17 protein-coding genes are annotated in these 17,530 nt (G+C 42.4%); all 17 read left to right on the forward strand.

From position 1 onward, the window contains the following. Positions 1-3: 3 nt before the first annotated feature. Complete coding sequence (locus QM968_RS00660) at positions 4-1,776, forward strand: ABC transporter ATP-binding protein (protein ID WP_009731080.1); 1,773 nt, start codon at positions 4-6, stop codon at positions 1,774-1,776. A gap of 298 nt (positions 1,777-2,074) precedes the next feature. Next, entirely contained in the window at positions 2,075-2,602 is a 528-nt protein-coding gene (locus tag QM968_RS00665; RefSeq protein ID WP_414381386.1) for an N-acetyltransferase family protein, read from the forward strand. 348 nt (positions 2,603-2,950) lie between these two features. Further along, positions 2,951-3,949, forward strand: coding sequence for a DUF3137 domain-containing protein (locus QM968_RS00670; protein ID WP_414381389.1), 999 nt, complete (start codon positions 2,951-2,953; stop codon positions 3,947-3,949). Positions 3,950-3,951: 2 nt separating this feature from the next. Then, positions 3,952-4,506, forward strand: coding sequence for a LemA family protein (locus tag QM968_RS00675; protein WP_009731077.1), 555 nt, complete (start codon positions 3,952-3,954; stop codon positions 4,504-4,506). A gap of 155 nt (positions 4,507-4,661) precedes the next feature. Further along, positions 4,662-5,738, forward strand: a complete 1,077-nt coding sequence (locus tag QM968_RS00680; protein ID WP_414381393.1) for an aspartate-semialdehyde dehydrogenase — start codon at positions 4,662-4,664, stop codon at positions 5,736-5,738. An 88-nt stretch (positions 5,739-5,826) separates the two neighbouring features. Beyond that, positions 5,827-6,762: a 4-hydroxy-tetrahydrodipicolinate synthase gene (dapA, locus tag QM968_RS00685; protein ID WP_414325638.1), complete on the forward strand. Its 936-nt coding sequence runs from the start codon at positions 5,827-5,829 to the stop codon at positions 6,760-6,762. A 20-nt stretch (positions 6,763-6,782) separates the two neighbouring features. Beyond that, on the forward strand, positions 6,783-7,412 hold the full coding sequence (locus QM968_RS00690) for a hypothetical protein (protein WP_414381396.1): 630 nt from the start codon (positions 6,783-6,785) through the stop codon (positions 7,410-7,412). Positions 7,413-7,557: 145 nt separating this feature from the next. Next, the gene (locus tag QM968_RS00695; protein WP_003001449.1) at positions 7,558-7,896 is read left to right on the forward strand and encodes an ATP cone domain-containing protein; all 339 of its coding nucleotides are present in this window, start codon (positions 7,558-7,560) and stop codon (positions 7,894-7,896) included. 114 nt (positions 7,897-8,010) lie between these two features. Then, positions 8,011-8,862 (forward strand): ribosome biogenesis GTPase YlqF, encoded by an 852-nt coding sequence (gene ylqF / locus QM968_RS00700; RefSeq protein WP_009731070.1) that lies wholly within the window; start codon positions 8,011-8,013, stop codon positions 8,860-8,862. Then, on the forward strand, positions 8,849-9,616 hold the full coding sequence (locus tag QM968_RS00705) for a ribonuclease HII (RefSeq protein WP_414381399.1): 768 nt from the start codon (positions 8,849-8,851) through the stop codon (positions 9,614-9,616). The genes ylqF and QM968_RS00705 overlap by 14 nt, the downstream gene beginning before the upstream one ends. Before the next feature lie 3 nt (positions 9,617-9,619). Next, complete coding sequence (locus QM968_RS00710; protein ID WP_414381402.1) at positions 9,620-10,549, forward strand: ROK family protein; 930 nt, start codon at positions 9,620-9,622, stop codon at positions 10,547-10,549. Positions 10,550-10,610: 61 nt separating this feature from the next. Beyond that, on the forward strand, positions 10,611-11,459 hold the full coding sequence (gene dprA, locus QM968_RS00715; protein WP_414381404.1) for a DNA-processing protein DprA: 849 nt from the start codon (positions 10,611-10,613) through the stop codon (positions 11,457-11,459). An 86-nt stretch (positions 11,460-11,545) separates the two neighbouring features. Then, positions 11,546-13,627, forward strand: a complete 2,082-nt coding sequence (topA, locus tag QM968_RS00720) for a type I DNA topoisomerase (protein ID WP_414381406.1) — start codon at positions 11,546-11,548, stop codon at positions 13,625-13,627. Positions 13,628-13,734: 107 nt separating this feature from the next. Further along, a complete protein-coding gene (locus QM968_RS00725; RefSeq protein WP_414381408.1) occupies positions 13,735-14,412 on the forward strand; it encodes a SatD family protein in 678 nt (225 codons plus the stop codon). Then, positions 14,396-15,100, forward strand: a complete 705-nt coding sequence (locus QM968_RS00730; RefSeq protein WP_414381410.1) for a DUF3307 domain-containing protein — start codon at positions 14,396-14,398, stop codon at positions 15,098-15,100. The genes QM968_RS00725 and QM968_RS00730 overlap by 17 nt, the downstream gene beginning before the upstream one ends. 170 nt (positions 15,101-15,270) lie before the next feature. After that, a complete protein-coding gene (gene trmFO / locus QM968_RS00735) occupies positions 15,271-16,605 on the forward strand; it encodes a methylenetetrahydrofolate--tRNA-(uracil(54)-C(5))-methyltransferase (FADH(2)-oxidizing) TrmFO (RefSeq protein WP_414381413.1) in 1,335 nt (444 codons plus the stop codon). A gap of 93 nt (positions 16,606-16,698) precedes the next feature. Beyond that, complete coding sequence (locus QM968_RS00740; protein WP_414381415.1) at positions 16,699-17,526, forward strand: alpha/beta hydrolase; 828 nt, start codon at positions 16,699-16,701, stop codon at positions 17,524-17,526. Positions 17,527-17,530: the final 4 nt, after the last annotated feature.

The raw sequence follows: 17,530 nt of genomic DNA on the forward strand, positions 1-17,530 counted from the left end.
CAAATGAAACAAGAACAAAATAGTTTTAGTCGACTATGGACCTATTTGAAAGCTTATCGATTTGAAGTTTGCTTGTCCATTTTTCTAAAAATCATCAGTGTGGTCATGAGTGTCGTAGAACCTTTTGTTTTAGGGCTTGCGATTACAGAATTGACTCAAAATCTCTTGGAAATGGCTAATGGAGTACCTGGAGCTAGTCTGAATGCTACTTATATTGCGATCATTATGACGCTGTATTTGATTCGTGGAGTCTTTTACGAATTAGGTTCTTATTATTCCAACTATTTCATGACCAATGCTGTTCAAAAAACAATTCAGGATATGAGAAATGACTTATCTCATAAAATCAATCGGCTTCCTGTGTCGTATTTTGACCGTCATCAGTTCGGGGACCTCCTAGGGCGTTTTACTAGCGACGTCGAAACAGTCTCCAATGCCCTGCAGCAATCTTTTTTGCAGATTGTTAATGCCGTCTTTACCTTGCTTTTTGTCATCGGCATGGTGCTCTATTTGAACCTTCAATTGGGCTTGGTGGTGATTCTATCAATTCCAATCACCTACTTGAGTGCCCGTTATATTATGAAGAAATCACAGCCTTACTTCAAGCAGCAAGCAGATGTTCTAGGAGCTATGAACGGTTTTGTCCAAGAGAATTTGACAGGCTTTAACGTCCTCAAGCTCTATGTACGAGAAGAATCTTCACAAGAAGAATTTCATGCGATTACCCAGCATTTACAAAAGGTTGGTTTCAAGGCTAATTTCATTTCAGGTTTGATGATGCCAGTTCTGAATGGAATATCCGATTTGACCTACTTGGTGGTCGCTTTAATGGGAGGTCTGCAAGTATTGGCTGGCCGCTTGACGGTCGGGAATATGCAGGCTTTCGTTCAATATGTCTGGCAGATCAATCAACCCATTCAAAATTTAACCCAGTTAGCTGGTCAGCTACAAAGTGCCAAATCATCGCTGGATCGGATTTTCCAAGTCATGGATGAACCGGATGAAGAAGAGGTCACAGAGGCTCTTAGTGAAGATTTGACTGGTCAAGTGAGCTTTAAAAATGTGGATTTCCAATATGTAGCGGGCAAACCTTTGATTCGTGATTTCAATTTAGAGGTCAAACCGGGTGAAATGGTGGCCATTGTTGGACCAACCGGTGCTGGGAAAACAACCCTCATTAATTTGCTGATGCGTTTCTACGATGTGACAGCGGGCTCCATCACAGTGGACGGTCATGACATTCGGCATATATCCCGTCAGGATTACCGCAAGCAATTCGGGATGGTACTTCAAGATGCTTGGTTGTATGAAGGGACCATCAAGGAAAACCTTCGTTTTGGGAATCTGGAGGCCACGGATGAAGAAATTGTAGAAGCTGCCAAGGCAGCCAATGTTGATCACTTTATCCGGACCCTGCCTGGTGGTTACAACATGGAAATGAACCAGGAGTCTAGTAATATTTCTCTAGGACAAAAGCAACTCTTAACCATTGCGCGTGCGCTTCTTGCTGATCCAAAGATCTTGATTTTGGATGAAGCAACGTCTTCCGTTGATACGCGTCTAGAGCTCTTGATTCAAAAAGCCATGAAAAACTTAATGAAGGGACGGACCAGTTTTGTCATCGCCCATCGCTTGTCGACCATTCAAGAAGCGGATAAAATCCTTGTCCTCAAAGATGGCCAAATCATTGAGCAAGGGAATCACCAATCCTTGTTGGCAGACAAAGGGTTCTATTACGAATTGTATAACAGTCAGTTTTCCAACAATGAAAGCTAGGAATGACTGTTTGTTGAAGAGGTTCTGGGACAAAAGTCCTAGCCTCTTTTTGATGTTGGATTGTCGTGCAAGACGCAGTGGTTGAGTGAGCTCTACTACGCTGATTTCATCAACTTATACAGCCCTACTCAACTGTGCGGAGGTGGGACGACGAAATCGAATTCTAACAAATGACCGATTTCTGTCGCACTCTCTCTTTTCTACATTATGAAATAGCATGATTTCATTTTGTATGGTCCGCCATTGACAGTGAGGACGCTGATCTGTATACTAAGGGTATTCTAAAAAGGAGAGCCTCATGATCATTCGTCCCGTTCAGCTAGCCGATGCAGCGGCCATTCGAGCTATTTATCAACCTTATGTGACAGAGACTGCTATCACCTTTGAGGTCGATGTGCCAACTGTCCCAGAATTTGAAAGACGAATCACGAAAACGCTAGCTCAATACCCTTATTTAGTTGCAGAAGTCGGTGGAAAAGTTCTAGGTTATGCCTATGCCTCTAGCTATTATGCACGCGCTGCCTACGATTGGACCACTGAATTGTCTATTTATGTAGCTAAAGAAGCGCGAGGACAAGGGATTGGATCAGCTCTTTATACTGCCTTAGAAGAGGAGTTACAGGCACGAGGCTATTTACGCTTTTTGGCTTGTATTGCAGTCCCGAACGAGGCCAGCATTGCTATGCATGAAAAGCGGGGCTATGTTCAAGTGGCGCATTTCCCGAGAATTGGCTTTAAATTTAATCAGTGGCATGATATCGTCTGGATGCAAAAAACCATCGATGGGCCTGTAAATACCCTGAAAGAAGTAGAAGAGAAAAGATAGGTGTTAGATACTCTTTATAGAAGCAAGGTGCTAGCTTCTTGACAGCTTGTGGACGTTCATGGTAAACTAAGTTTATGCGATGAGTCGATTGGCTCTTAGGAGCCTTTTGCGCTGGGGAGGTCTACATTCAATTGTAACGCAGGAGCGGACCTTGAACAGTTGTGTGAACCGGCTGTTCTCATCGAAAGATGCCTCGAATCCCTAACCGTTTGGTTGGGGATTTTTTGTTTTTCTAAGCTTATTTTTCTCCTACAGAAATATAGTTGCTTCCTAGATTTTTCAATGGTATAATGAGGTAAATGTGAGTCAGTTAGAAAGCTCATTGGTGCTTGAAAGGAGATGATTCGGATGGTTGATCAAAAGAATCCAACTAGCAAGTGGTCCCAGGAAAGATTCCAACGAATCAATGAGTTGGAAGGTTCAAAACAATTTCAGGATAAACTCCTATTAATGAAGGAGCAGATGACCAGTAATCTTCAGTGGAAGACGGCTACGATGGTAGGGATGCTTCTAGCGATGTTCTCCTTCGCCCTATTCAAGTTAAAGGCTATCATTCCGATCTTGTTAGGGATTGTTTTCTATTATTGGCCCCAATATATGAAAAGGAAGACCCTCTTCGGGGATAGAATTCGCACGAATGATGAGATTTATATCAATGAATTTCTTTGTCCAATTTTGAAGGAAGTCTTTCCAGAAGCGGACTTAACACGAACAGCGACCTATTCGATGGATGCCTTAAAAGTTTTTAGTCCACGTTCTTCGAAATTTCAACTCTTTAATCAGCTGCTTTTTCATGATGAAAAAAATCTAACGGTGACCAACCTGTATGCCTATCATATAGAGACCAGGATTGAGAGAGATTCTAATGGGCATATCGAAACTGTCGAAAAAGAAGTGGAGGATTTCGCTGGTCAGATCTTCTCTTTAAAATCTCCAATTTCATTTCCAGGACACTTGAGAGTTATACCGACCAAGAAATCTTTCTTTTTAAAAAGAGAAGTCAAAGGTGCCTACCCGGGTGCTGGACCTAATGAAGTCCAAATTGAAACAGAAGATATCCAAAACAATGAAAATTACAATATCTATTGTACGGATGAACTAGCAGCTCGAAAATTCTTAAAACCCAAGATACTAGAATGGTTTGATCAGCAAATATCAAAAAATGCCATGTGTGTGTATTTTGTAGAAGATACCCTCTATATAGCCTTATATACAAGTCGCTATCTTTTCCCAACGCCAGGAAACAAAGAAGCAATCGAACGTCTTTCGATCGCTGAAGAGTATCAAAAACTTTGTAAGGAAATCGACCTCGTCGATGAATTAACCAATATATTTAAAGGAGAATAACTATGTCAGCTTTAATAATTGCCATTGTCGTTTTTGCTCTTGTAGTTGTTATGTGGTTTATCGGAGAAAGCAATCGCTTGAACCGTTATCAGGTCATGATTGAAGAAGCAAAGAGAACGGTGGATATCACTCTTGTCAAACGCTACGATACCATTTCTGAAATGTTGAAGGCGGCTAAGGCCTACGCCAAACATGAGGAAAAGGTCTTCACGGAATTGGTAGCCCTTCGTCAAGGTGCGTCCATCCAAGAATCCAACCAAGTCATTGCCAATCAAAACGATGTTTTGGCACAAATCCGAGCGGTAGGTGAGAATTATCCTGAGCTCTTGTCTTCAAACCAATTCTTGGCCTTGCAAAAAGAAATTGCTGACGAAAATGAAGATCTGGCAGCCTCTAAACGCATTGTCAATAGCAATATTAGCCAAATCAACCAAGCTATCGTAACTTTCCCAACTTCAGTCGTTGCTGGAATCAAAGGAATGCAACAGGTGCCATTTTTAATGGAGGATACACAAGGAAAGAGGGACTTGAGTGATTTGGATTATGAAATCCATTAAGCTTGGATAAATCATTGATTTTGTTCAGAAAAAAACCGATTTAAGATCGGTTTTTTTGTCTCTTCAAATACAAATAAGTCTTTTCATTTATTGGGAAAAATAGTATAATAGTTGAAATTCATAAATTTTTAGAAAATTTTGAAAGAGGATTTACTATGGGATACACAGTTGCTGTTGTCGGTGCTACAGGTGCCGTTGGTGCTCAAATGATCAAAATGTTGGAAGAATCTACTCTTCCAATCAATAAGATTCGCTACCTTGCGTCTGCACGTTCTGCAGGGAAGGTCTTGCAATTCAAGGGGCAAGATGTGACTATTGAAGAAACGACTGAAGATGCTTTCGAAGGGGTTGATATTGCCCTTTTCTCAGCTGGTGGTTCAACATCTGCCAAATATGCACCTTATGCGGTGAAAGCAGGGGCAGTAGTGGTCGATAACACTTCTTATTTCCGTCAAAATCCAGACGTCCCATTGGTTGTTCCTGAAGTGAATGCACATGCGCTAGATGCTCATAACGGCATTATCTCTTGTCCAAACTGTTCAACTATCCAAATGATGGTCGCTCTTGAGCCAGTCCGTCAAAAATGGGGCTTGGAACGTATTATCGTGTCTACTTACCAAGCTGTTTCAGGTGCTGGTATGGGAGCTATTCTTGAAACCAAACGCGAGTTGAAAGAAGTGTTGGATGATGGTGTAGATCCTCGTGATGTCAAGGCAGAGATCTTGCCATCAGGTGGCGATAAGAAACACTATCCAATTGCTTTTAACGCTCTTCCACAAATCGACGTCTTCACTGACAATGACTACACTTACGAAGAAATGAAGATGACCAATGAAACCAAGAAAATCATGGAAGATGATAGCATCGCCGTTTCTGCAACTTGTGTGCGTATCCCCGTCTTGTCAGCTCACTCAGAGTCTGTCTACATCGAGACCAAGGAAGTAGCTCCAATCGAAGAAGTGAAAGCGGCCATTGCTGCCTTTCCTGGTGCTGTCTTGGAAGATGATGTTGCTCATCAAGTATACCCACAAGCGATTAACGCTGTCGGTTCTCGCGATACCTTTGTTGGTCGTATCCGTAAAGACTTGGATGCTGAAAAAGGGATCCATATGTGGGTGGTTTCTGATAACCTTCTTAAAGGAGCTGCTTGGAACTCAGTTCAAATTGCAGAAACCCTTCATGAACGTGGACTCGTGCGCCCAACAGCTGAGTTGAAGTTTGAGTTGAAATAATTCTATAACTGAATAATATGTAATGGGGACAGCTATCAACTTTTGATGCTGTCCCTCTTCCCTATGATTGATTCGAGAAGGAGCATCAATGTCTTATCAAGATTTAAAAGATTGTAAAATGATTACCGCCTTTATCACCCCCTTTCATGAAGATGGTTCGATAAACTTCGAGGCCATTCCTCCACTCATCGAACATCTTTTGGCTCATCACACAGATGGGATTCTTTTAGCTGGTACCACAGCAGAAAGCCCTACTCTAACTCACGATGAAGAATTAGAACTTTTTGCTGCGGTGCAAAAGGTAGTCAATGGACGGGTGCCTTTGATTGCTGGTGTTGGGACCAATGAGACCCGAGATTCCATTGAGTTTGTAAAGGAAGTAGATCAGTTTGGTGGCTTTGCTGCTGGTTTGGCCATTGTTCCATACTACAACAAACCTTCTCAAGAAGGTATGTACCAGCATTTTAAGGCTATTGCGGACGCTTCTAACTTGCCAATTATTATCTATAACATTCCAGGGCGCGTGGTGGTCGAAATGACACCAGAAACCATGCTCCGCTTGGCCGAACATCCAAACATCATCGGGGTCAAAGAATGTACGACTCTTGCCAATATGGCTTATTTAATCGAGCACAAGCCAGATGAGTTTCTCATCTATACAGGGGAAGACGGGGATGCTTTCCACGCTATGAACCTTGGAGCAGACGGTGTGATTTCAGTAGCATCTCATACTAATGGGGATGAAATGCACGAAATGTTCCAAGCCATTGAGAATAATGATATTAAAAAGGCAGCGGCTATCCAGCGCCAATTTATCCCTAAAGTCAATGCTCTCTTCTCTTATCCAAGCCCAGCTCCTGTTAAAGCAGTCTTGAACTATATGGGCTTTGAAGCAGGTCCGACCCGTCTGCCATTGGTGCCAGCACCCGCTGAGGAAGCTAAGCGCATTATCAAAGTAGTAGTGGATGGGGATTACCATGCCAGCAAAGAGATCATTACGGGAGTTCTTCGTCCGGATTATTAAAAAAATGTCGTGAGGAATGTATGTCAGAGTTAGAGAAAACAGAGCTAGAAAAAACGGATTCAGAAAAATCAGAACTAGAAAAATTTAAAGAAGGTCATAGCCTTGAAAAGTTAGACGGTGTGATGATCTATGATAAACCGACGATAAAAACAGGTGAAAAAGCCGGCTGTATTGGTGCACTCTTACTTTTACTGGGATTTGGAACAGGGATCATACTGTTCCTAGTTCATTTAGTGTTTGACTTTGATTCCAAGTTACTCAATTTACTCTGGGAATCGATCGCTGCTTTAGGATTCGTTTTTAGTTTAGCAGGAGCTTTTCAAATCGGTCCTCTTACGGTTCACCGCTACTCACGAGAAGCCGATAAGAATAAACTTTTTGAAATCGATAGCGCCTACAATCTCTACAATGTTCTCTATAAACCCTCTAAAATAGTCCTCTTGCAATATGATAGTAAAGAAGATCAGCTGATTGCTGTCAATGCTGGTGGTGAACTACTAGTGGAACTCCTTAGAAAAGTAGAGATGGAGAAGTTATCTCTGAAGAAGATTTTGAAGACCTTCCGTTTGGATCATGTTGCCGAACATACTTGGAGATTGAGCTACAGCTATAAAAAAGAAGATGTGGTCATGGAGAAGAGTGATCGTTAAAAATCTGATATCGTCAGAGGATAAGGATTTCTTAAAAGAGCTTTGATTCTTAGCAAAAAAGTTATATAATAAAGTAGTAGGACTCCATTTATTTGATACAAGAAATGGAGCATTCATGAAAAACGAATGGATAAAGGAGACTCTTATGGAAGTCATTAAACGTAGTGGAGAAGTGGTTGAATTCAACCCAGATAAGATTTACCAAGCTATTTTGAAAGCCGCGCAAGTTGTCTATGTTTTGACAGATGATTTGCGACAAAACTTAGCGCAAGTGACTAAGAAAGTTGCTATGGATTTGGATGAAGCCCAAGTAGAACGCGCAACCATCAGTATGATCCAATCATTAGTGGAACAACGCTTACTGGGAGCAGGTTATATTACCATTGCAGAACACTACATTTCTTATCGCTTGCAACGTGATTTGGAACGAAGTGGCTATGGTGACCATATTGCCGTGCATTTGCATTTTGAGCAAATTCGCTAGAATATAAAAATGAAGTTACCTAGATAGCTTCATTTTTTGTATTCTCGTTTAAGGCTGAGAATTCAAGAAAACATGGTATAATAGAGAAGATTGAACTGGAAAGGAATGGAGATTATGGCAACTATTCAATGGTTTCCTGGACACATGTCCAAAGCTAGAAGACAAGTACAAGAAAATTTAAAATTCGTGGATTTTGTGACGGTTCTGGTAGATGCTCGTTTGCCCCTATCGAGCCAAAATCCCATGTTAACAAAAATTGTTGGCGAAAAGCCTAAATTGATGATTCTGAACAAGGTAGACCTGGCAGATCCTGTGGCAACAAAAGAATGGCAGGACTATTTCGAATCTCAAGGCATCAAAACCTTGGCGATCAACTCCAAAGAGCAGTCGACGGTTAAGAAGGTCACGGATGCTGCTAAGAGCTTGATGGCCGATAAAATTGCTCGTCAAAAGGAACGTGGGATTCAGATTGAAACCCTTCGGACCATGATCATCGGGATTCCCAATGCTGGTAAATCAACGCTGATGAATCGTTTAGCAGGGAAAAAGATTGCAGTCGTTGGCAATAAACCAGGGGTGACCAAGGGGCAACAATGGTTGAAAACCAATAAAGACCTTGAAATCTTGGACACTCCTGGGATTCTTTGGCCCAAGTTTGAGGATGAAGAAGTGGCCCTAAAGCTTGCCTTAACAGGAGCTATTAAGGACCAGTTGCTTCCAATGGATGAAGTGACTATTTTCGGTCTCAACTATTTTAAAGAGCATTACCCAGCTGTTTTGCAGGAACGTTTTAAACAAATGGACCTGGAGCAAGAAGCTCCTGAAATTATTATGGAGATGACTCAGAAAATGGGATTTCGCGAGGATTACGACCGTTTTTACCAACTCTTTGTCAAAGATGTCCGCGATGGGAAATTGGGCCGGTATACGCTGGATCGTGTAGGGGAAATTGATGGCAACCATTAAGGAAATTAAAGAACAATTAACAAACATCCAGCAGTTAGATGACCCTTTATTGGCTGAATTGGAACAGGATAGCCGATCTGGTGTTGTCCAAGCGGTCGCAAAGCGAAAAAGAGAAATCCAAAAACGTTTAGATGAAGAAGAGCGCTTGGAAGGAATGCTGGCCTATGAAAAAGAATGCTATGCACGTGGAATTGAGCTTATTGCAGGAGTGGATGAAGTGGGACGTGGCCCATTAGCGGGACCAGTTGTTGCAGCTGCTGTGATCTTACCCAAAGGCTCTAAGATTCCAGGACTCAACGATAGTAAAAAGATTCCGAAATCCAAACACAAGGAAATCTATGAGGCTGTGCTCAAAGAAGCCATTGCGATCGGCATCGGCGTCAAGGACAATCAAGTGATTGACCAGGTCAATATCTATGAAGCTACGAAACTAGCCATGATGGAGGCCATTGGTCAGCTAGATCCTCAACCCCAGCATCTTTTGATTGATGCCATGAAGTTGGATCTTTCTATTCCTCAAACTAGTATCATCAAAGGAGATGCTAATTCCATATCCATTGCTGCTGCCTCTATCGTAGCTAAGGTGACTCGGGATCAGATGATGGAGGACTTGGATCAGTTATATCCAGGCTATGATTTTGCACAGAACGCTGGCTATGGGACGGCTAACCACCTTGCTGGTCTGCACAAGCTGGGAGTGACGCCTATCCATCGGCGTTCATTTGAACTGGTCAAATCGATGTGTGAGGATTAGGCTATGCTATTTACCATCGATATCGGAGGGACCTTTATAAAGTATGGTCTGATGGACGTGGACTATCACTTGGTTCATACAGACAAAATCCCGACGCCACCTACGATTGAGGAGTTTTGGCAAGGATTAGAAGGAATTGTTGATCCTGTTCGGGAACAAATCGACGGGATCGCCATTTCATGTCCTGGTGAAATCCAAAAGACACTTGGCTTTGTCTTTCGAGGTGGACTAATCCCTTATTTGCGCAACATTCCTTTGGCTAGTAAGCTGAAGCAAACCTTTGATTTACCAGTCACAGTGATAAATGATGGTGATGTGGCAGGTCTAGCAGAAGCAAGGCTTGGCAATCTAAAAGATTGTCCGTGCGGTGCAATCTTGGTCTTAGGGACAGGAGTTGGACTTGCTCTTCTTTCTAATGGTGATTTATTGAGAGGATGGCAACTCTCAGAATACCTTCAGTCCATTGATAAGTCAGAAAAAACACTAGAAAATCGTCGTTTTCATCGAGAACTCTTCTTGCAAGGCATTTCTAATCTGTTGGAAAACACTGGTTCAGCTGTTCAATTTGTTGAGAAAGCTAGTCAACTATTGAACCTAGAAGAGGCAGACGGTATAGCTGTTTTCAAGGCTCTTGATCAAGGAGGCAACGAGGAGCTGAAAACCTTGTTTCAGGCCTATTGCTATGATATTGCTATTCTGATTTTTAATCTTCAATCTTTGTTGCGACTCGAGAAGGTGACCATTGGAGGTGGCATTAGTAGCCAACCGCTACTGATCGATGAAATCAATCACCAATACCATGACCTGCTCTCTCAAAAAGGCCATAAACATTTTGAGGCTTTGCCCATTCAAGCAGCTCGCTTCCATAATGAAAGCAACTTGATTGGTGCCGCATCTTACTTTTATTCTTCTACACATCAAAAAAAGTTCTAGAAATAGATCTTTTTTTCTTTTCTTTTTCGAATAGATAAGTAAGAGGAAGAGGAAGGTGACCATGGAGAAATTTGAAATTTTTAAATTAAAAGTAGCTGGCTTATCAAATGAGCAAGTCTTAAGAGTCTTGCATTACTGTAGAAAAGATGAACCCTTACCAGGCTTAGAAGAGATAGCAAGGATAGCTGGCTCTCGCAGTATCATTCATTTTGTAGACAAATACCGGCAACTAGATGACGATCGATTACACAAAGACTTTGAACGATTCCCATCTTTATCCATTTTTGATCCTGAATACCCTGAGGAATTACTACAGATCTACAATCCTCCTGTACTCCTTTTTTACCAAGGGGATTTGGAGCTATTAACCAAACCAAAGATTGCAGTCGTTGGAGCTCGTGAGACCACGCGAGAAGGGGTACGATCTGTAGAGAAAATTATTAAGGAACTTGGGAATGAACTGGTCATCGTCAGTGGCCTTGCAAAGGGGATTGATGCGACAGCGCATTATGCTAGCATTCGCAATGGTGGCAAGACCATCGGAGTGATAGGAACAGGGCTAGATGTTTTTTATCCAAAGAGCAATCAAAGGCTACAAGCGCATATGGGAGAACACCATCTTGTCTTGAGCGAATATGGTCCAGGACAGGCCCCTCTTAAGTTTCATTTTCCAGAGCGAAATCGCATCATTGCGGGACTCTGTCAGGCCGTGATTGTGGCAGAGGCACGACTTCGTTCAGGAAGTTTAATTACTTGTGAAAGGGCTATGGAGGAAGGACGAGATGTTTTTGCGATCCCAGGAAATATTTTAGATGGAAAATCTGCAGGCTGTCATCACTTGATTCAAGAAGGTGCAAAGCTTGTCACATCAGGCCAGGACATTCTTGATGAATTGAAATACGAATTGTGATTTTCCTATAGGAGAAGTTCCTAGTTGACATCTTTCTTAAAATGTATTAAACTCAATGAGATTTATACAATACAGAGGGATAAAACGTGGTAACAAAAAAGAAAAGCAGTACAACCAAGAAAAATTTGGTGATTGTGGAGTCTCCTGCCAAGGCGAAAACAATCGAGAAATACCTTGGTCGTAACTATAAAGTCATGGCCAGTGTTGGCCATATTCGGGATTTGAAAAAATCAACCATGTCGATTGACTTCGACAATAACTATGAACCGGAATATATCAATATTCGCGGAAAAGGTCCCTTGATCAATGATTTGAAAAAAGAAGCTAAAAAAGCTAAGCAAGTCTTTCTCGCAAGTGACCCGGACCGAGAAGGAGAAGCTATTTCTTGGCATTTGGCTCATATTTTGAACTTGGATGCTAAGGAAAAGAACCGTGTGGTTTTTAATGAAATCACTAAGGATGCCGTTAAAAATGCCTTTAAAGAACCGCGTCAAATCGATATGGATTTGGTTGATGCCCAACAAGCACGTCGGGTCTTGGACCGGATTGTTGGGTATTCGATTTCGCCTATTCTTTGGAAAAAAGTCAAAAAAGGACTTTCTGCAGGGCGCGTGCAATCGGTTGCCCTCAAATTAATCATTGATCGTGAAAATGAAATTAATGATTTTAAGCCGGAAGAATACTGGACCATTGATGGTGTCTTCAAAAAAGGGACCAAGCAATTCCAAGCAAGCTTCTATGGGATTGATGGCAAGAAGATGAAGCTCAACACCAATGAAGAGGTGAAAGCTGTTCTTGAACGCTTAGATGGCAAAGATTTTACCGTTGAAAAGGTGGAAAAGAAAGAGCGTCGTCGAAATGCGCCACTTCCATATACAACTTCTTCCATGCAGATGGATGCTGCAAATAAGATCAACTTCCGTACGAGGAAGACCATGATGGTAGCGCAGCAGTTGTATGAAGGAATTAATATTGGTTCTGGTGTTCAAGGTTTGATTACATACATGCGTACAGACTCCACACGGATTAGCCCAGTTGCTCAAAATGAAGCAGCCGGCTTTATCGTTGATCGATTTGGAGAGAAGTATTCCAAGCATGGTAGTCGGGTGAAGAATGCTTCCGGGGCGCAAGATGCCCACGAAGCTATTCGCCCTTCTAGCGTTCACAATACGCCTGAGAAAATTGCCAAGTACCTAGACAAGGATCAGCTCAAGCTCTACACCTTGATCTGGAATCGTTTTGTCGCTAGCCAGATGACTGCAGCAGTTTTTGATACCATGAATGTTCGGTTAGGTCAAAATGGGGTTCAATATACAGCGAATGGGAGTCAGGTAAAGTTTGACGGTTATTTGGCGATTTATAATGATTCAGACAAAAACAAGATGTTGCCAGACATGGTGGAAGGCGATATCGTCAAGCAGGTCAATAGCAAGCCTGAGCAACACTTTACCCAACCACCGGCTCGTTATTCTGAAGCGACCTTGATTAAGACGTTGGAGGAAAATGGGGTAGGTCGCCCTTCAACCTATGCACCAACCATTGAGACGATTCAAAAACGATACTACGTGAAGCTTGTAGCCAAACGTTTTGAACCAACGGAACTAGGGGAAATTGTTAATAAATTGATCGTTGAATTCTTCCCAGATATCGTTAATGTAACTTTCACTGCAGAGATGGAAGGAAAACTGGATGATGTCGAAGTTGGGAAAGAGCAGTGGCAAAAGGTCATCGATTCCTTCTACCAACCATTTAAAAAAGAAGTAGCCAAGGCTGAAGAGGAAATGGAGAAAATCCAAATCAAGGATGAGGCAGCTGGTTTTGACTGTGAGGTTTGTGGAAGTCCTATGGTCATTAAATTAGGCCGTTTTGGTAAGTTCTATGCTTGTAGCAACTTCCCAGATTGTCGCCACACCCAAGCCATTGTTAAGGAAATTGGGGTGGAATGTCCAGACTGTCACCAGGGACAAATCATCGAGCGTAAAACCAAACGAAATCGTATTTTCTATGGCTGTAATCGCTACCCAGACTGTGAATTCACTTCTTGGGACAAGCCAATCGGCCGTGACTGTCCAAAATGTGGTCACTACTTAGTTGAGAAAAAAGTTCGTGGTGGTGGGAAGCAAGTCGTATGTAGCAATGGGGACTACGAAGAAGAAAAAGTAAAGTAAGTTTTTAGAATGATTCGATGTCTGTTATAACGGAAATTTTTATAAATGTCTGTTATAATAGACATTTTTGTTTTTTTTCGTTATAATAGACACAAGGAGGTGGGCTTATGTATCTTGCTTTGATTGCAGATGTCATTGATTCCAAAATGGTTCAAGAACGTCTTGACCTGCAAAAACAGGTAGAAAAAACGCTTCAAAAGATGAACGAATTATTTGGAGATTACCTGGCATCCCGTTTTACTTTGACCTTGGGAGATGAGTTTCAGGCGCTTTTAGAAGTGGATGCTCCGATTTTTCAAATCATAGATACCTTACGTTTGGAACTAAACCCGACACAACTTCGTTTTGGTATTGGACTTGGAGAGATTGTAACGGATATTGATCCCTTGCAAAGTATCGGTGCAGATGGCCCAGCCTATTGGAATGCACGCGCAGCTATCAATTTGGTTCATCAGAAAAATGACTATGGCAACACCCAGATTTATTTTTCAAGCGGGAAGGAAAACCAAGACTTTTTTGTGAACTCCCTCATCGCTTCCGGAGAGGCCATACGTTCAGGTTGGCGGGATAGTCAGGAAGAGATCCTGCTCAATCTGCTAAAGAGATCTGTCTATAGCGAAACCTTTAGCCAGCAGGACTTGGCCCAATCGCTAGGGCTTAACCCAAGTGCCTTGTCCAAGCGCTTAAAGAGTAGCAGTATTCGCGTTTATTTACGGGGACGAGCAGCAACACTAGATTGTATTCAAAACTTAGAGAAAGGAGAGGCCCATGAGCGGATTGTCTAGTATCGTAACGAATCCACACTTGATCCTCTTGTTGATTTGTCATTTGTTATCAGATTATTATTTTCAAAGCCAAAAGATGGCGGATCGTAAGGATCAGGAGAAGAAGGTTCTTGGCCTTCATATTCTGTATGTAGCTCTTCCTCTGTTTGTCGTTTCCCTCTGTCATCTGGACTTGTGGTGGGTTTGCTTGGTCATTTTACTAACTCATGCTGGAATAGATTATGGTAAGCCCTGGCTTCAAAAAAAGTTTAAACTGAAAACTTCCTGGACCTTTGCGCTGGATCAAGTCTTGCATATCGGTATCATTACTTGTCTAGTCCTTTTAGGAGCGAAGAATGGTTCAACCTATCTGCCTATGGACAGTTTAAACCTGATTTTTTATGTTCTCCTAGTTGGGAAACCAAGCAATATTGCCTTTAAAATTCTCTTTGCCAAGTATCAACCAACCAGTAAGAAGAAAATGGATGCGATCACTGGGGCTGGTTCTATGATTGGCTTTTTAGAGCGTTTGGTGATTGGGGCCTGTCTCGTCTATGGACAATTCGCTTCGATCGGCCTAGTCTTTACAGCCAAGTCCATCGCTCGCTACAATAAAATTTCAGAGGATCCAGCCTTTGCGGAGTATTATTTGATTGGGTCCTTATTCAGTATCCTCTCTGCCCTCTTAGCAGCCTGGTTGTGCCTATAAGGAAACAAATAACAGACTTAAGCCTAGACAGGAAGGATTAGCCTTCCTGTCTTTTTACTTGGCTTTTTGGTATAATAGACCGAGTAGAAAATTAGAAAGATTTGTGGGTGTCAAACAGTCCAGTGTATTTTACTATGGATTTCGATTCCACCCAAAGAGGTATTAGTGTCATGTCTCAATCTTATATCAATGTTATCGGTGCGGGCCTTGCTGGCTCGGAAGCGGCTTATCAGATTGCCCAACAGGGAATTCCGGTCAAGCTCTATGAAATGCGTGGGGTCAAATCTACTCCGCAACACAAAACAGACAATTTTGCTGAGTTAGTCTGTTCCAACTCTCTTCGTGGGGATTCGTTAACCAATGCTGTCGGGCTCCTCAAAGAAGAAATGCGTCGCTTGGGTTCGGTCATTCTTGAAGCAGCAGAAGCGACTCGTGTACCTGCCGGTGGAGCACTTGCTGTGGACCGCGAAGGCTTTGCTAGCCGAGTGACGGAAAAGGTGTCCCAACACCCGCTCATTGAAGTCATTCGCGATGAAATTACAGAATTGCCGACAGATGCGATCACAGTGGTCGCAACGGGTCCTCTAACCAGCGATGCCTTGGCGGAAAAGATCCATGCCCTCAATGGTGGCGATGGCTTCTATTTCTACGATGCAGCGGCTCCGATCATCGATGTCAATACGGTCGATATGGACAAGGTTTATCTCAAATCACGCTATGACAAGGGAGAAGCAGCCTATCTCAACTGTCCAATGACCAAACAAGAGTTTATGGACTTCCATGAGGCTTTGGTGAATGCGGAAGCAGCCCCGCTCAACTCTTTTGAAAAAGAAAAGTATTTCGAAGGTTGTATGCCAATTGAAGTCATGGCTAAACGCGGCATCAAAACGATGCTCTATGGTCCTATGAAGCCAGTTGGGCTCGAGTATCCGGATGACTACAAAGGACCTCGTGATGGGGAATTTAAGACCCCATACGCAGTCGTTCAGTTACGCCAAGACAATGCAGCGGGAAGTCTTTACAATATCGTTGGTTTCCAAACGCATCTCAAATGGGGCGAGCAAAAACGAGTCTTCCAAATGATTCCAGGTTTGGAAAATGCGGAGTTTGTGAGATACGGAGTCATGCACCGCAATTCTTACATGGATTCTCCAAATCTGCTTGAAGGAACCTACCGTTCGAAGAAACAAGCCAACCTCTTCTTTGCGGGTCAAATGACAGGGGTAGAAGGCTATGTCGAGTCGGCAGCTTCAGGTTTGGTGGCTGGGATTAATGCAGCTCGTCTCTTTAAAGGAGAAGAAGCACTTGTGTTCCCTGAAACAACTGCTATCGGAAGTTTAGCCCACTATATCACTCATGCTGACAGCAAGCATTTCCAACCCATGAATGTCAACTTCGGGATAATCAAGGAGCTAGAAGGCCCACGCATTCGAGATAAGAAAGAACGCTATGAAAAAATTGCCGAACGTTCTTTAGAAGATTTGGCTCAATTTATGGAAAAATAGTGTATGAAGTGAAAAAGTTTGGAGAAAATCCAGACTTTTTCTTCTAAAAATGGTATAATGAATAAAATTTAGAATATAGAGAGTTTTCTGACAATGAACAAATCCTATTTTTATTTAGATATGAAGACACACGAGTTGAAAGTGCCTTATACCGGAAAACTCCGTCGTGTGCGAGTCTTATTACCTAAGAATTATGAAACAGATACCGATCGACGCTACCCTGTGGTTTATTTTCATGATGGGCAAAATGTCTTCTATAGCAAGGAGGCCTATGTAGGTCACTCTTGGAAGGTCATTCCAGCCATTAAGCGGAATCCCGATATTAGTCGGATGATTGTTGTTGCGATTGATAATGATGGCTTACAGCGTATGAACGAATACTCTGCCTGGAAATACAAGGAATCCAATATCCCTGGGATGCAATTTGGTGGCAAGGGTATTGAGTACGGAGAGTTCGTTATGGAAGTGGTCAAACCTTTCATTGATCAAGAATATCGAACGCTTGCTGATCGAGAACATACAGCCATGATTGGCTCGTCGCTTGGTGGAAATATTACCCAATTTTTGGGCTTGGAATACCAAGACCAAATCGGTTGTCTGGGAGTCTTCTCATCTGCTAACTGGTTACACCAAGAGACTTTTGACCGCTATATTGAGCGGAAGAACCTTTATGCAGATCAACGTATCTACATCTATGTGGGGACTGAAGAGGCGGATGATACAGATAAAACCCTGATGGCAGGGAATATCAAGCAAGCCTATATTGACTCATCTCTTCGTTACTATCATGATGTCATTCAACAAGGAGTAGCTTTAGAAAATATCGCCATTCGGATTCAGTCTGGAGCTATCCACCATGAAGAGGCCTGGGCAGAGCATTTACCGGAATGTCTGCGTTTCTTAGCAGAGAAGTGGGACTAGAAGC

The organism is Streptococcus sp. OMI870, from assembly GCF_047460295.1.
Classification (GTDB): Bacteria; Bacillota; Bacilli; order Lactobacillales; family Streptococcaceae; genus Streptococcus.

Bases quoted from the DNA above. Each gene is read 5' to 3' on its own strand.
- dapA (WP_414325638.1), top strand. From the start codon at position 5,827: ATGTCTTATCAAGATTTAAAAGATTGTAAAATGATTACCGCCTTTATC.
- ylqF (WP_009731070.1), top strand. From the start codon at position 8,011: ATGGCAACTATTCAATGGTTTCCTGGACACATGTCCAAAGCTAGAAGA.
- dprA (WP_414381404.1), top strand. From the start codon at position 10,611: ATGGAGAAATTTGAAATTTTTAAATTAAAAGTAGCTGGCTTATCAAAT.
- QM968_RS00675 (WP_009731077.1), top strand. From the start codon at position 3,952: ATGTCAGCTTTAATAATTGCCATTGTCGTTTTTGCTCTTGTAGTTGTT.
- QM968_RS00695 (WP_003001449.1), top strand. From the start codon at position 7,558: ATGGAAGTCATTAAACGTAGTGGAGAAGTGGTTGAATTCAACCCAGAT.
- QM968_RS00660 (WP_009731080.1), top strand. From the start codon at position 4: ATGAAACAAGAACAAAATAGTTTTAGTCGACTATGGACCTATTTGAAA.
- QM968_RS00680 (WP_414381393.1), top strand. From the start codon at position 4,662: ATGGGATACACAGTTGCTGTTGTCGGTGCTACAGGTGCCGTTGGTGCT.
- QM968_RS00740 (WP_414381415.1), top strand. From the start codon at position 16,699: ATGAACAAATCCTATTTTTATTTAGATATGAAGACACACGAGTTGAAA.
- QM968_RS00725 (WP_414381408.1), top strand. From the start codon at position 13,735: ATGTATCTTGCTTTGATTGCAGATGTCATTGATTCCAAAATGGTTCAA.
- QM968_RS00710 (WP_414381402.1), top strand. From the start codon at position 9,620: ATGCTATTTACCATCGATATCGGAGGGACCTTTATAAAGTATGGTCTG.
- QM968_RS00690 (WP_414381396.1), top strand. From the start codon at position 6,783: ATGTCAGAGTTAGAGAAAACAGAGCTAGAAAAAACGGATTCAGAAAAA.
- QM968_RS00730 (WP_414381410.1), top strand. From the start codon at position 14,396: ATGAGCGGATTGTCTAGTATCGTAACGAATCCACACTTGATCCTCTTG.
- QM968_RS00665 (WP_414381386.1), top strand. From the start codon at position 2,075: ATGATCATTCGTCCCGTTCAGCTAGCCGATGCAGCGGCCATTCGAGCT.
- QM968_RS00705 (WP_414381399.1), top strand. From the start codon at position 8,849: ATGGCAACCATTAAGGAAATTAAAGAACAATTAACAAACATCCAGCAG.
- trmFO (WP_414381413.1), top strand. From the start codon at position 15,271: ATGTCTCAATCTTATATCAATGTTATCGGTGCGGGCCTTGCTGGCTCG.
- QM968_RS00670 (WP_414381389.1), top strand. From the start codon at position 2,951: ATGGTTGATCAAAAGAATCCAACTAGCAAGTGGTCCCAGGAAAGATTC.